Below are 14,244 nucleotides of genomic sequence, written 5' to 3'. Positions count from 1 at the left end.
GATGACCACACAGACCACAGCACCGAAGGCCGCCGGCACCACCGCCGCGGACAACACCTCCGGCCTCATCGGGATCCCCGCCCACATCGGCCGCGCCCTCGCCACCGGCGGCGGCATCCTCACCGTCATCTCCACGTTCCTCGCCTGGACCTGGACCTCCGAGTTCCCCGGCGACCTCACCGTCTACGGCTACCCCGGCGGCCTCCAGGTCCTGGTCCTGATCGCCGGCGCCCTCACCACCCTCTTCGGCCTCGCCTCCTACGGCGTCAAGGGCCTGGGCTGGCTGGCACCCGCCGGAGCGGACGCGGCGCTCAAGTTCGCCGCCCTCGCCGCCTTCGCCACCACCTGGTACACGGTCATCGCGATCAGCGCCCAGCTCGGCGGCGTGGTCAACCTTGAGCCCGGCGGCTACGTCGCGGCCGGCGCCACCCTGCTGGCCCTCCTCGGCGCCCTCGCCCTCCCCTTCGAACGCCCCGCCCCGGACCCGTTCGACCCGGACGACACCGGCTGGGAGCAGTTCAAGCACACCACCTCGCACAACTGGCAGACCGTCCGGGCGGCCTTCGCCACCGGGACCCCGCGCCCCGTGCGGGCCCTGCCGTCCTACGTCGAGATCCTGATCATCGTCGCGATGCTCGCGATCGCCCTGCTCGTCTTCACCTACGGCATCGGCACCGAGTACGACGAACTCTTCGTCGGCTTCCTCATCACCGCCGGCCTCGGCTTCGCCGCCGTCCACAAGGCCGGCCTGATCGCCCACGCCACCGAGATCACCTCCCGGCACCAGAACATCACCGTCTGCGGCGCCTTCATCGCCGCGGCCTGCTTCCCCTTCACCCAGTCCGACGACCAGTACGCCACCCTCGGCGTCTACATCCTCATCTTCGCCACGGTCGCCCTCGGCCTGAACATCGTCGTCGGCCTCGCCGGCCTCCTCGACCTCGGCTACGTCGCCTTCCTCGGCGTCGGCGCCTACGCGGCCGCCCTGGTCTCCGGCTCCCCCAGCTCGCCGTTCGACGTGCACTTCCCCTTCTGGGCCGCGGTCATCGTCGGCGCCATCGCCTCGCTCGTCTTCGGTGTCCTGATCGGCGCCCCCACCCTGCGACTGCGCGGCGACTACCTCGCCATCGTCACCCTCGGCTTCGGCGAGATCTTCCGCATCACCGCCAACAACCTCGACGGCACCTCGGGACCGGACCTCACCAACGGCTCCAACGGCGTCTCCTCCATTCCCGACCTCAACATCCTCGGCCTGGACCTCGGCGTACAGCACGACATCGGCGGCTTCACCATCGGCCGCTTCGCCAACTACTTCTTCCTGATGCTGATCATCACCGCGGTCGTCGTCCTCGTCTTCCGACGCAGCGGCGACTCCCGCATCGGCCGCGCCTGGGTCGCCATCCGCGAGGACGAGACCGCCGCGCTCGCCATGGGCATCAACGGCTTCCGCGTCAAGCTCATCGCCTTCGCCGTCGGCGCCACCCTCGCCGGCCTCGCCGGCACCGTGCAGGCCCACGTCACCTACACCGTCACCCCCGAGCAGTACCTCTTCGCCGGCACCACACCGCCCAACTCGGCCTTCCTCCTCGCGGCGGTCGTCCTCGGCGGCATGGGCACCATCGCAGGCCCGCTCATCGGCGCCTCCCTGCTCTTCCTGATCCCCAACAAGCTCCAGTTCCTCGGCGACTACCAGCTCTTCGCCTTCGGACTCGCGCTCGTCCTGCTCATGCGCTTCCGTCCCGAAGGCCTCATCGCCAACCGGCGCCGCAAACTGGAATTCCACGAAGAGGCCGAAGCGCCCACCACCCTGAGCAAGACAGGGGCCTGACCACATGACCACCGACACCACCACCAAGGACACCGCCCCGGGCACCCCCACCCCCGGCACCACGGTCCTCGACGCGCGCGGCGTCACCATGCGCTTCGGCGGCCTCACCGCGGTCAACAACGTCGACCTCACCGTCAACAGCGGCGAGATCGTCGGCCTCATCGGCCCCAACGGCGCCGGCAAGACCACCTTCTTCAACTGCCTCACCGGCCTCTACATACCGACCGAGGGCGAAGTCCGCTACAAGGGCACCGTCCTGCCCGCCAAGTCCTTCAAGGTCACGGCCGCGGGCATCGCCCGCACCTTCCAGAACATCCGCCTGTTCGCCAACATGACGGTCCTGGAGAACGTCCTCGTCGGCCGCCACACCCGCACCAAGGAAGGCTTCTGGTCGGCCGTCCTGCGCGGCCCCGGCTTCCACAAGGCCGAGGCCACCTCCCGGGAACGCGCCATGGAACTGCTCGAGTTCGTCGGCCTGGCCGCCAAGGCCGACCACCTCTCGCGCAACCTCCCCTACGGCGAGCAGCGCAAACTGGAGATCGCCCGCGCCCTCGCCAGCGAACCCGGCCTGCTGCTCCTGGACGAGCCGACCGCCGGCATGAACCCGCAGGAGACACGGGCCACCGAGGAACTCGTCTTCGCCATCCGCGACAAGGGCATCGCCGTCCTCGTCATCGAGCACGACATGCGCTTCATCTTCAACCTCTGCGACCGCGTCGCCGTCCTCGTGCAGGGCCAGAAACTCGTCGAGGGCGACAGCGCCACCGTGCAGGGCGACGATCGCGTGGTCGCCGCCTACCTCGGCGAGCCCCTCGACAACGACCCCGGCGCCGCGGAGGCCGCCGAGGTCGAGGCCGCGGAGGCCGCCCAGGCCGACACCACCAAGAACACCGCGGCCGGCAAGGAGAACGACCGATGACCGCACTGCTCGAGGTCGAGGACCTCCGCGTCGCCTACGGCAAGATCGAGGCCGTCAAGGGCATCTCCTTCAAGGTCGACGCCGGCGAGGTGGTCACCCTCATCGGCACCAACGGCGCCGGCAAGACCACCACCCTGCGCACCCTCTCGGGCCTCCTCAAGCCGGTCGGCGGCCAGATCAGGTTCGGCGGCAAGTCCCTCAAGAAGGTCCCCGCCCACCAGATCGTCTCGCTGGGACTCGCCCACTCCCCCGAGGGGCGGCACATCTTCCCGCGCATGACGATCGAGGACAACCTCCGCCTCGGCGCCTTCCTCCGCAGCGACAAGCAGGGCATCGAGAAGGACATCCAGCGCGCCTACGACCTCTTCCCGATCCTCGGGGAGCGCCGGAAGCAGGCCGCGGGCACCCTCTCCGGCGGCGAGCAGCAGATGCTCGCCATGGGCCGCGCCCTGATGTCCCAGCCCAAGCTGCTCATGCTGGACGAGCCCTCCATGGGCCTGTCGCCGATCATGATGCAGAAGATCATGGCGACGATCGCCGAGCTGAAGTCCCAGGGCACCACGATCCTGCTCGTCGAGCAGAACGCCCAGGCGGCCCTGTCGCTGGCCGACCACGGCCACGTCATGGAGGTCGGCAACATCGTCCTGTCCGGCAGCGGCCAGGACCTCCTTCACGACGAGTCGGTCCGCAAGGCCTACCTCGGCGAGGACTGAGCCGAGGACGCCACGACGAGGCCCGCGCCCCCACCGGGGACGCGGGCCTCGTGCGCGTGCCGGGGAATCAGCCCTTGGACGCCTTCTTCTCCTCGGCGTCCTGGATGACCGCCTCGGCCACCTGCTGCATAGACATCCGCCGGTCCATCGAGGTCTTCTGGATCCACCGGAACGCGGCCGGCTCGGTCAGGCCGTACTCCGTCTGGAGCACCGACTTGGCCCGGTCGACCAGCTTGCGGGTCTCCAGGCGCTGGCTGAGGTCGGCGACCTCCTTCTCCAGCTCCTTCAGCTCCGTGAACCGCGAGACGGCCATCTCGATCGCCGGGACGACATCACTCTTGCTGAACGGCTTGACCAGGTACGCCATGGCCCCCGCGTCTCGGGCCCGCTCCACCAGGTCGCGCTGCGAGAAGGCGGTCAGCATCAGCACCGGCGCGATGCTCTCCTCGGCGATCTTCTCGGCCGCGGAGATGCCGTCGAGCTTGGGCATCTTCACGTCCAGGATCACCAGGTCGGGGCGGTGCTCCCGGGCCAGCTCCACGGCCTGCTCCCCGTCACCGGCCTCACCGACGACGGAGTACCCCTCCTCCTCCAGCATCTCTTTGAGGTCCAGCCGGATGAGCGCCTCGTCCTCGGCGATGACGACTCGGGTCGTCAGCGGAGGCACGTGCGACTTGTCGTCGTCGTTCACGTCGGCGGGCTGGGGCGACTCGGGGGCGGTCACGTGGGCGCTCCTTGTTCCGGGGCAGGCAGTACTGCTGACAAGAGCGTACCTAGCTGCGATAAGGTGGGGGCACGGCGGGTGACCGCCAACCTTTGTTTTACAGGAAGCCTCGGTAGTCCAGCGGTAGAGACACGGTGCTCAAACCACCGACAGCGTGGGTTCGAATCCCACCCGGGGCACTTTTCCTTCATTTCGAAGGTCGACAGCTCAAGCGGAGGATCACATTCGCGTGATCTTCCGCTCTTTTGTACCTGGAGTGACGACGACTATCGCAGTGTGGCTCCACGGAACAGCACAGTCCTTCGGTCCGCGCACATGCTGTCGCACTCATTAACCAGGGCGTCCCAAACCGCATGGTCGCCGCACAGCTCAACATCCCGCGAGGGACCGTGGGCTGGTGGCGCAGCGAGGACCGCAAAGCGCGCGGCGAAGTGTACGAGCAACCAACCGACTGCCCCCGGTGCACAGGCCGCGAGTTCGACGAGGTTGCGTACGCCTACCTGCTCGGCCTCTACCTCGGCGACGGTCACATCGTCTCGAAGCCCAGCCAGCATCACCTGTCGATCTTCTGCAACGCCACACAGGTCGGCCTGATTGCGGCGGCAGCAGAGTCCATGCGCAGGGTTATGCCGCTCCCCAGTGTCAGCCAGCGTCACACACCCGGATGCGTCGAGGTCAAGTCCTCCACCAAGCACTGGTGCTGTATGTTCCCCCAACACGGCCGAGGCAAGAAGCACGAGCGCAAGATCACCCTCGAACCCTGGCAGCAGTTGATCATCAATGCTCACCCATGGGAGTTCGTCCGCGGACTCATCCATTCCGACGGCTGCCGTGTCACCAACTGGACAACCCGACTCGTCAGCGGCGAACGCAAGCGCTACGAGTACCCGCGCTACTTCTTCACCAACGTCTCAGCCGACATCCGCCGCCTGTACACGGACACTCTCGACAAGCTTGGCATCGAGTGGACGTCCTGCACGCGCCACGGCAACCCGTACAACATCTCCGTGGCCCGCAAAGCCTCCGTGGCCCTCATGGACGCCCACGTGGGCCCGAAGTACTGACCACCGCACTACTCGGGGCTGTCGTCCTCCCCGATGTGGTGGACCCGGACGAGGTTGGTCGAGCCCGAGACCCCGGGCGGGGAGCCGGCCGTGATGACCACGACGTCGCCCTTCTCGCAACGGCCGTAGCGGGTGAGGAGTTCGTCCACCTGGTCGACCATCGCGTCGGTGGAGTCCACGTGCGGGCCGATGAAGGTCTCGACGCCCCAGGTGAGGCTCAGTTGGGAGCGCGTGGCCGGTTCGGGGGTGAAGGCGAGCAGCGGGATGGGTGAGCGGTAGCGGGAGAGGCGGCGTACGGTGTCGCCGGACTGGGTGAAGGCGACGAGGAACTTCGCGCCGAGGAAGTCGCCGATCTCCGCCGCCGCGCGGGCGACCGCGCCGCCCTGGGTGCGGGGCTTGTTGCGGTCGGTCAGCGGGGGCAGGCCCTTGGCGAGGATGTCCTCCTCCGCCGCCTCGACGATCCGGGCCATCGTGCGGACCGTGTCGATGGGGTGTTTGCCGACGCTGGTCTCGCCGGAGAGCATCACCGCGTCGGTGCCGTCGATCACGGCGTTGGCGACGTCGGAGGCCTCGGCGCGGGTCGGGCGGGCGTTGTCGATCATCGAGTCGAGCATCTGGGTGGCGACGATGACGGGTTTGGCGTTGCGCTTGGCGAGCTTGATGGCGCGTTTCTGGACGATCGGGACCTGTTCCAGGGGCATTTCGACGCCGAGGTCGCCCCGGGCGACCATGATGCCGTCGAAGGCGGCGACGATGTCCTCGATGTTCTCGACGGCCTGCGGCTTCTCGACCTTGGCGATGACGGGGAGGCGGCGGCCCTCCTCGTCCATGATGCGGTGGACGTCGAGGACGTCGCGTCCGCTGCGGACGAAGGAGAGGGCGATGACGTCGAATCCGTTGCGCAGGGCCCAGCGGAGGTCGTCCTCGTCCTTCTTGGAGAGGGCGGGGACGGAGACGGCGACGCCGGGGAGGTTGAGGCCCTTGTGGTCGGAGACCATGCCGCCCTCGACCACGGTGGTGCGGATCCTGGGGCCGTCGACGTCGGTGACTTCCAGGCAGACCTTGCCGTCGTCGACGAGGACGCGTTCGCCGGGGGTGACGTCGGTGGCGAGGCCGGCGTAGGTGGTGCCGCAGCCGTGGCGGTCGCCTCGGGCGCCTTCTTCGACGGTGATGGTGAAGGTGTCGTCGCGTTCAAGGAGTACGGGGCCTTCGGCGAAGGTGCCGAGCCGGATCTTCGGGCCTTGAAGGTCGGCGAGGGTGCCGACGCTGCGGCCGGTCTCGTCGGAGGCCTTTCGGACGCGGTGGTAGCGCTCTTCGTGTTCGGCGTGGGTGCCGTGGCTGAAATTGAAGCGGGCGATGTCCATTCCGGCGTCGACCAGGTCCTTGATCTGGTCGTACGAGTCGGTGGCGGGCCCCAGGGTACAGACGATCTTTGCTCGGCGCATGGGTCGAGCCTATGACTTACCGACGGGTAGCGAATTGGCCGCGCATGACTGTCCAACCACGGCTGGGTGAAGGGTTATTGACAAGTGTTGAATTGTGCGGCGGGATGCTCCGATGAGCATTCCGGGCGGTCTTTCTTTCCCTTTTCGGGCATGTGAGCGATCACCTGTTGACACGCGATGTGATCAGGAAGGAATCTACGCGCGTTGCTGTGACGCGTCGTCCGAGGAGAGCCCGCCATGCCGTTGAACCGCCGGAAGTTTTTGAGCAGGTCCGCCGTGACGGGAGCGGGGGTGGCACTGGCCGGTGCGGCGGCTCCGGCGGCCGGGGCGGCCACCGGGCGCGGGGGCCGCGGGAAGCCCAAGCGGTACGCGCTGACCGTGCTGGGCACCACCGACCTGCACGGGCATGTCTTCAACTGGGACTACTTCAAGGATGCCGAGTACTCGGACGCGGCGGGCAACGCCCAGGGGCTGGCCCGCGTGTCCACCCTGGTGGACCGGGTCCGCGAGGAGAAGGGCCGGCGCAACACGCTGCTGCTGGACGCGGGTGACACCATCCAGGGCACCCCGCTGACGTACTACTACGCGAAGGTGGACCCGATCACCGCCGAGGGCGGTCCGGTGCACCCGATGGCGCAGGCGATGAACGCGATCGGGTACGACGCGGTGGCGCTCGGCAACCACGAGTTCAACTACGGCATCGAGACGCTGCGCAAGTTCGAGGAGCAGTGCGACTTCCCGCTGCTGGGCGCCAACGCGGTCGACGCGAAGACGCTGAAGCCGGCGTTCCCGCCGTACTTCATGAAGACGTTCCGGGTGAAGGGCGCGCCGCCGGTGAAGGTGGCGGTGCTGGGGCTGACCAATCCGGGCATCGCGATCTGGGACAAGGCGTACGTGCAGGGGAAGCTGGCCTTCCCGGGGCTGGAGGAGCAGGCCGCCAAGTGGGTGCCGAAGCTGCGTTCGATGGGTGCCGACGTGGTGGTGGTGTCGGCGCACTCGGGGTCGTCGGGCACGTCCTCCTACGGTGACCAGTTGCCGTACGTGGAGAACGCGGCGGCGAACGTGGCCCGGCAGGTGCCGGGCATCGACGCGATCCTCGTCGGGCACGCGCATGTGGAGATCCCGGAGCTGAAGGTGGTCAACGAGAGGACCGGGAGGACGGTCGTCCTGTCGGAGCCGCTGTGCTACGCGGAGCGGCTCACCCTGTTCGATTTCGAGCTGGTCTTCGAGCGCGGCCGGTGGCAGGTGGAGTCGGTCCGGGCGTCGCTGCGGGACGCGAGGACGGTCGAGGACGACCCGCGGATCACCGAGCTGCTCGGCCGGCAGCACGCGGAGGTCGTGGCCTACGTCAACCAGGTGGTCGGCACGGCGACCGAGACGCTGACGACGGTCGAGGCGCGGTACCGGGACGCCCCGGTCATCGACCTGATCACGAGGGTGCAGGAGGACGTGGTCCGGGAGGCGCTGGCCGGTACGGAGTTCGCCTCGCTGCCCGTTCTCGCGCAGGCGTCGCCGTTCTCGCGGACCTCGGAGATTCCCGCGGGGAACGTGACGATCCGGGACCTGTCGAGTCTGTACGTGTACGACAACACGCTGGTCGCGAAGGTGATGACGGGTGCGCAGGTGCGGGCGTACCTGGAGTACTCGGCGGAGTACTACGTGCGGACGGCGGCCGGGGCGCCGGTGGAGGTGGACCGGCTGACCAATGCGAACGGCCGTCCGGACTACAACTACGACTACGTGTCAGGGCTGACGTACGAGATCGACATCGCGCAGGCGCCGGGGTCGCGTATCCGGAACCTGGCGCACGGTGGTGTGCCGTTGGACGACGCGCAGCAGTTCGTGCTGGCGGTGAACAACTACCGGGCCAATGGCGGGGGTGCCTTCCCGCATGTGGCGGCGGCCAGGGAGCTGTGGTCGGAGTCGACGGAGATCCGGACGCGGATCGCCGAGTGGGTGACGGCGAGGGGCGTGCTGGATCCGAAGGACTTCGCGTCCGTGGGCTGGTCGTTGACGCGGGACGGCGTGCCGGTGTTTTGAGCGGGGTGCGGTGCGGCCTCAGATTCCCTCGACCAGCGGGGTCAGTGTCCGGTGGTCGCGTGCGGAGGGGATCTGGGGCTGTCCGCGTTCGAGGCCGAAGGTGGTGAAGGCGGTGCGGGTGGGGAGCGGGTAGGGCTCCTGTCCGGTGAGGTCGTTGAGGATGGTGGCGCTGCGCCAGGCGGCCAGGCCGAGGTCGGGTGTGCCGACGCCGTGGGTGTGGGTCTCGGCGTTCTGGACGTAGACGCGGCCGGTGACGGAGGGGTCGAGGACGAGGCGGAAGCGTTCGTCGACGCGAGGGCGTTCGTGGCTGTCGCGGCGCATGTAGGGGTCGAGGCCGGCGAGGACGTGGCCGAGGGGTCGTTCGCGGTAGCCGGTGGCGAGGACGACGGCGTCGGTGGTGAGGCGGGAGCGGGTCTTCTGCTGTTCGTGTTCGAGGTGCAGTTCGACCTGGGTGGTGGCGATGCGGCCGGCGGTGCGGACGTGGACGCCGGGGGTGAGGACGGTGTCGGGCCAGCCGCCGTCGAGGGTGCGGCGGTAGAGCTCGTCGTGGATGGCGGCGGTGGTGTCGGCGTCGATGCCCTTGTGGAGTTGCCATTGTCCGGCGACGAGGCGGTCGCGGACCGGTTCGGTGAGGGCGTGGAAGTAGCGGGTGTAGTCGGGGGTGAAGTGTTCCAGGCCGAGCTTGGAGTACTCCATGGGGGCGAAGGCCTCGCTGCGGCCGAGCCAGTGCAGTTTCTCGCGGCCGGCGGGGCGGTGGCGGAGCAGGTCGAGGAAGATCTCGGCGCCGGACTGGCCGGTGCCGATGACGGTGACGTGTCCGGCGGCGAGGAGCGCGTCGCGGTGGTCGAGGTAGTCGGCGGCGTGGACGACGGGGACGCCGGGGGCGTCGGCGAGGGGTTTGAGGGGTTCGGGGACGTGGGGTTCGGTGCCGACGCCGAGGACGACGTTGCGGGTGTACGTGCGGCCGAGGGCTTCGGCTTCTCCGCCGGCGTCGAGTTGGGTGTAGTCGACTTCGAAGAGGTCGCGTTCGGGGTTCCAGCGGACGGCGTCGACCTGGTGGTGGAAGCGGAGGGAGGGGAGGGCTTCGGCGACCCAGCGGCAGTAGGCGTCGTACTCGGCGCGCTGGATGTGGAAGCGCTCGGCGAAGTAGAAGGGGAAGAGGCGGTCGCGGGCCCTGAGGTGGTTGAGGAAGGTCCAGGGGCTGGCCGGGTCGGCGAGGGTGACCAGGTCGGCGAGGAAGGGCACTTGGACGCGTGCGCCGTCGATGAGCAGGCCGGGGTGCCAGTGGAAGGCGGGGCGCTGGTCGTAGAAGACGGTGTGGAGGCCGGTGAGGGGGTCGGCGAGGGCGGCGAGGGAGAGGTTGAAGGGGCCGATGCCGATGCCGACGAGGTCGCGGGGGGCGTCGGGGGTGGGGTCGGGGGTGGCGTTCACCGGGGGGTGGGTCCTTCCAGGGCTGTTTCCACGAGGGGCAGGAGGGTGGCCAGGTCGGCGGGCCGGGTGTGGGGGTTGAGGAGGGTGGCCTTGAGCCAGAGCCGGCCGTCGGCGCGGGCCCGGCCGAGGACGGCGGCGCCGGTGGTGAGGAGGGTGCGGCGGACGGTGGCCACGGTGTCGTCGGTGGCGTGCGCGGGCCGGAAGAGGACGGTGCTGATGGTGGGCGGGGCGTGCAGTTCGAACCCGGGGTGGTCGTGGACGAGGGCGGCGAACTCCTCGGCGAGCGCGCAGACGGTGTCGACGAGGGCGCCGAGGCCGGTGCGGCCCAGGGTCTTGAGGGTGACGGCGATCTTGAGGATGTCGGGGCGCCGGCTGGTGCGGGGGGAGCGTCCGAGGAGGTCGGGGAGGCCGGCGTCGGTGTCGTCGTCCGGGTTGAGGTACTCGGCGCGGTGGTGGAGCGCGGCGAGGTCGTCGCCGTCCTTGACCGTGAGGAGGCCGGCGGCGATGGGCTGCCAGCCGAGTTTGTGCAGGTCGAGGGTGACGGTGTGGGCGGCGTCGAGTCCGGCGAGTCGGGGGCGGTGCCGGTCGCTGAAGAGGAGGCCCGCGCCGTAGGCGGCGTCGACGTGGAGGCGGGCGCCGTGGGCGGTGCAGCGGTCGGCGATCTCGGGCAGCGGGTCGATGAGGCCGGCGTCGGTGGTGCCTGCGGTGGCGACGACGAGGTGGGGTCCGGGGATGCGGGTGAGGGCTTCGTCGAGGGAGGCGGGGTCGAGGGTGCCGGCGGGGGCGGGGACGGTGACGGGTTCGGGCAGGCCCAGCAGCCAGGCGGCGCGGGGCACCGAGTGGTGGACGCCGGGGCCGTGGAGCAGTCGTACGTTCGGGCCGTGTGTCTCGCGGGCGAGGAGGGCGGCGAGTTGGTTGGACTCGGTGCCGCCGGTGGTGACGAGGGCGTCGGTGGCGCCGGTCTCCTGGGCCAGGGTGCGGGTGACGAGGGTTTCCAGTGCGGAGGCGGCCGGCGCCTGGTCCCAGGAGTCGAGGGAGGGGTTGAGGACGCTGGCGGCGAGGTCGGCGGCCGCGGCGACGGCGAGGGGCGCGCCGTGCAGGTGGGCGGCGCACAGGGGGTGGGCGGGATCGGCGGCGCCGGCGGCGAGGGCGGTGACCAGGGCGTGGAGGGCCTGGGGGTCGCCCTGGTCGGGCAGGAGGGTGCCGGCTGCCTGGGCGACGCGGTCGGCGACGGCTTCGGGGCCGCCCGCGGGGAGGGGGCCGCCGCGCGCCGCGGCTCCGGTGCGCAGGGCGTCGAGCACGGTGTCGAGCAGGGGCCGCAGGGTGTCGGGGCCGTGCGGGCCCGAGGCGAGGGGCGGCATGCCCATGGGCTGTCCTCCGGGCGTGAGGGGAGTTCCAGCGTGCACGGGGTTGGGTGGATACGCCCGGACAGCCCAACGATCGCAACCCGAAAGGGGTATGTGTGCGGCCGGTCTCCCGTGTGAGGGGGGTCCGGCCGCGTTCCCGGCTCAGTGCGTCCGTGTCTCCCGTACGCGCAGGGCGCGGGCGAGGTCGTCGAGTTGGTCGGCGAGCTTGCGGCGCAGGGCCGGGATGGGTTCGGCGTCGTCGAGGCAGGCCCGGCCGAGGCGCAGGTTGTCGGAGTCGACGGCGTGGGCGGGGAAGGCCCAGCGGCCGGCGGCGTCGGCGATGGCGGGGCCGCGGCGGGCGGCGACGGCGACCGCGTCGGCGTAGTAGCGCGGGACGAAGTCCTGGACGAGGTCGGCCTGTTCGGGTTGCCAGAAGCCCTGGGCGGTGGCGGTGAAGAGGTAGTTGGAGAGGTCGTCGGAGGCGAACATGGCGTCCCAGGCGCGGTTCTTGGCCTCGGGGTCGGGCAGGGCGGCGCGGCAGCGGGCGGCGCCCTCCTGGCCGGTGGCGCTGGGGTCGCGGTCGAGTTCGGCGGCGATGGCGGTCTCGTCGGTGGCGCCGAGGACGGCGAGGCGGGTGAGGATGCGCCAGCGCAGTTCGGGGTCGAGTTCGGGGCCGCCGGGGACGGTGCCGTCGGCGAGCCAGGCGGCGATGGTGTCGGGGTGGGCGGCGGTGGCGATGCGGTGGCGTACGGCGATGAGGCGCAGGCCGGGGTGGTCGCCGTCCTCGGTGCGGCGGATGAGGTCGCGGCAGAGGTCGGTGAGGGTGGCCAGGGCGGCGGGCCGCTGTTCGGGGGTGGCGTAGCGGTCGGCGGCCTGGGTGGAGGCGAAGGCGAGGACGCCGTCGACGAGGGCGAGGTCGGTCTCGTGGGGGAGGTGGGTGCGGGCGATGTCCAGGTAGGCGCCGGTGGTGAGGTCGCCGTCGCGGACGGCGTCGCGCAGGGCGTTCCAGACGACGGCCCGGGTGAGGGGGTCGGGGAGGCCGGAGAGCCGGGCGTGCAGGGTCCGGAAGGAGTCGGCGTCGAAGCGGATCTTGGCGTAGCTCAGGTCGCCGTCGTTGAGGACGACCAGGGCGGGGAGTTTGCCGATGGGCCTCGGTTCGTCCTGGGGGATGTCGAGGTCGAGGCGTTCGCGCAGGGTGAGCCGGCCCTCGTCGGTGAGGTCCTGGTCGTAGAGGCCGACGGCGATGCGGTGGGGTCGGGTGCCCGCGTGGTCGACGGTGAGGGCGCGGCTGCCGTTCTCGCCGGTGAGGCGGGGGGTGAGGGTGTCGACGCCGGTGGTGCGGAGCCAGGCGTCGGCCCAGGCGTGGACGTCGCGGTCGGTGGCGGCGGCGAGGGAGTCGATGAAGTCGGCGAGGGTGGCGTTGGCGAACTTGTGCCGGTCGAAGTGGGTGTTGATGCCGGCCAGGAAGTCCTTCTCGCCGAGCCAGGTGACGAGTTGCCGCAGGGCGGAGGCGCCCTTGGCGTAGGAGATGCCGTCGAAGTTGAGGAGGGCGGAGGCGGTGTCCTGGACGTTCTCGGGGGCTACGGGGTGGGTGGTGGGGCGCTGGTCGGCGTCGTAGCCCCAGGGTTTGCGGGTGACGCCGAAGTCGGTCCAGGTGTCGGTGAAGCGGGTGGCCTCGGCGGTGGTCTGGTAGCCCATGTACTCGGCGAAGGACTCGTTGAGCCAGATGTCGTCCCACCAGCGGAGGGTGACGAGGTCGCCGAACCACATGTGGGCCATCTCGTGGGCGATGACCATGGCGCGGGTCTGCCGCTCGGTGTCGGTGACGGCGGAGCGGAAGACGAACTCGTCGCGGAAGGTGACCAGGCCGGGGTTCTCCATGGCGCCGGCGTTGAACTCGGGGACGAAGGCCTGGTCGTAGGAGTCGAAGGGGTAGGGCTCGGTGAACTTCTCGTGGTAGCGGTCGAAGCAGCCGCGGGTGACCTCGAAGAGCTCGTCGGCGTCGGCGTCCAGGTGGCGGGCGAGGGAGCGGCGGCAGTGCAGGCCGAAGGGCAGGCCGCGGTGCTCGGTGCGCACGGAGTGCCAGGGGCCGGCGGCGACGGCCACGAGGTAGGTGGAGATCGGCGGGGTGGCGGCGGCCTTCCAACGGCCGTCCCCGGTGTGTTCGGTGATGCCGTTGGCGAGGACGGTCCAGCCTTCGGGGGCCGTGACGGTGAGGTCGAAGACGGCCTTGAGGTCGGGCTGGTCGAAGGCGGCGAAGACGCGCTGGACGTCGTCCATGAACAGCTGGGTGTAGACGTAGGTCTCGCCGTCGCTGGGGTCGGTGAAGCGGTGCATGCCCTCACCGGTGCGGGAGTAGTGCATGGCGGCGTCGACGCGCAGTTCGTGCTCGCCCGGGGTGAGGTTCTTCAGCGCGAGCCGGTTGTCGGTCAGGGCGGCGGGGTCGAGAGGGTGTCCGTCGAGGGTGACGGTGCGCAGCTCGGCGGGCTTGACCTCGACGAAGGTGTCCGTGGTGTCCGTCTCGCCGCGGACGGTGAAACGGATGGCGGTGCGGGAGTCGAAGGTCTCGTCCCCACGGGTCAGATCGAGGTCGATCGTGTAGTGGTGGACGTCGAGGAGCCGGGCACGGGTCTGCGCTTCGTCGCGCGTCAGTACGGACATGACGCCATGCTGCCTGATGGGGTGGGCAGGGCACAGAGGCGGATCGCTACGCGGAGTATGTCCGGTCCGTTCC

Annotated in this window: 10 protein-coding genes and 1 tRNA gene; 6 read left to right on the top strand and 5 right to left on the bottom strand. The window is 70.1% G+C overall.

The features are described 5' to 3' along the window. Nucleotide 1 precedes the first annotated feature (1 nt). Genes AC07FV_RS04625 through AC07FV_RS04615 form a run of 3 tightly spaced genes read left to right on the top strand, consistent with a single transcriptional unit; the run spans nt 2 to nt 3,460 of the window. A complete protein-coding gene (locus AC07FV_RS04625; protein WP_479084589.1) occupies nt 2–1,828 on the top strand; it encodes a branched-chain amino acid ABC transporter permease in 1,827 nt (608 codons plus the stop codon). Nucleotides 1,829–1,832: 4 nt separating this feature from the next. Next, nucleotides 1,833–2,747: an ABC transporter ATP-binding protein gene (locus AC07FV_RS04620; RefSeq protein WP_479084587.1), complete on the top strand. Its 915-nt coding sequence runs from the start codon at nt 1,833–1,835 to the stop codon at nt 2,745–2,747. Further along, nucleotides 2,744–3,460: an ABC transporter ATP-binding protein gene (locus tag AC07FV_RS04615; RefSeq protein WP_383648831.1), complete on the top strand. Its 717-nt coding sequence runs from the start codon at nt 2,744–2,746 to the stop codon at nt 3,458–3,460. Before AC07FV_RS04620 ends, AC07FV_RS04615 begins: the two co-directional genes overlap by 4 nt. Before the next feature lie 67 nt (nt 3,461–3,527). Here AC07FV_RS04615 and AC07FV_RS04610 read toward each other — a convergent pair whose 3' ends face one another. Continuing rightward, nucleotides 3,528–4,184: an ANTAR domain-containing response regulator gene (locus AC07FV_RS04610; protein ID WP_053129133.1), complete on the bottom strand. Its 657-nt coding sequence runs from the start codon at nt 4,182–4,184 to the stop codon at nt 3,528–3,530. Nucleotides 4,185–4,290: 106 nt separating this feature from the next. Here AC07FV_RS04610 and AC07FV_RS04605 point away from each other — a divergent pair. Beyond that, nucleotides 4,291–4,363, top strand: a tRNA-Leu gene (locus AC07FV_RS04605). 174 nt (nt 4,364–4,537) lie between these two features. Continuing rightward, a complete protein-coding gene (locus tag AC07FV_RS04600) occupies nt 4,538–5,248 on the top strand; it encodes a helix-turn-helix domain-containing protein (protein WP_479084585.1) in 711 nt (236 codons plus the stop codon). Between the two features lie 8 nt (nt 5,249–5,256). On the opposite strand, the gene pyk is transcribed toward AC07FV_RS04600, so the two are convergent. Continuing rightward, complete coding sequence (pyk, locus tag AC07FV_RS04595) at nt 5,257–6,693, bottom strand: pyruvate kinase (RefSeq protein WP_479084583.1); 1,437 nt, start codon at nt 6,691–6,693, stop codon at nt 5,257–5,259. 237 nt (nt 6,694–6,930) lie between these two features. On the opposite strand from pyk, the gene AC07FV_RS04590 reads away from it, so the two are divergent. Further along, the gene (locus AC07FV_RS04590; RefSeq protein WP_479084582.1) at nt 6,931–8,733 is read left to right on the top strand and encodes a bifunctional metallophosphatase/5'-nucleotidase; all 1,803 of its coding nucleotides are present in this window, start codon (nt 6,931–6,933) and stop codon (nt 8,731–8,733) included. Nucleotides 8,734–8,751: 18 nt separating this feature from the next. Here the strand turns inward: AC07FV_RS04590 and AC07FV_RS04585 are convergent, their stop codons facing one another. From AC07FV_RS04585 to pepN, 3 genes are all read right to left on the bottom strand, one after another. Then, nucleotides 8,752–10,164 carry a lysine N(6)-hydroxylase/L-ornithine N(5)-oxygenase family protein gene (locus AC07FV_RS04585; protein WP_479084581.1) on the bottom strand — a complete coding sequence of 471 codons (1,413 nt, stop codon included), beginning with the start codon at nt 10,162–10,164 and terminating at the stop codon, nt 8,752–8,754. Continuing rightward, complete coding sequence (locus AC07FV_RS04580; RefSeq protein ID WP_479084579.1) at nt 10,161–11,531, bottom strand: pyridoxal phosphate-dependent decarboxylase family protein; 1,371 nt, start codon at nt 11,529–11,531, stop codon at nt 10,161–10,163. Before AC07FV_RS04580 ends, AC07FV_RS04585 begins: the two co-directional genes overlap by 4 nt. A 141-nt stretch (nt 11,532–11,672) precedes the next feature. After that, entirely contained in the window at nt 11,673–14,171 is a 2,499-nt protein-coding gene (gene pepN / locus AC07FV_RS04575; RefSeq protein WP_479084577.1) for an aminopeptidase N, read from the bottom strand. Between the last annotated feature and the right edge of the window lie 73 nt (nt 14,172–14,244).

The sequence above is a fragment of the Streptomyces sp. NPDC045956 genome (assembly GCF_056430705.1).
The sequence above is the reverse complement of the archived record's forward strand: the minus strand, read 5'-3'. Positions and strand labels throughout refer to the sequence as shown.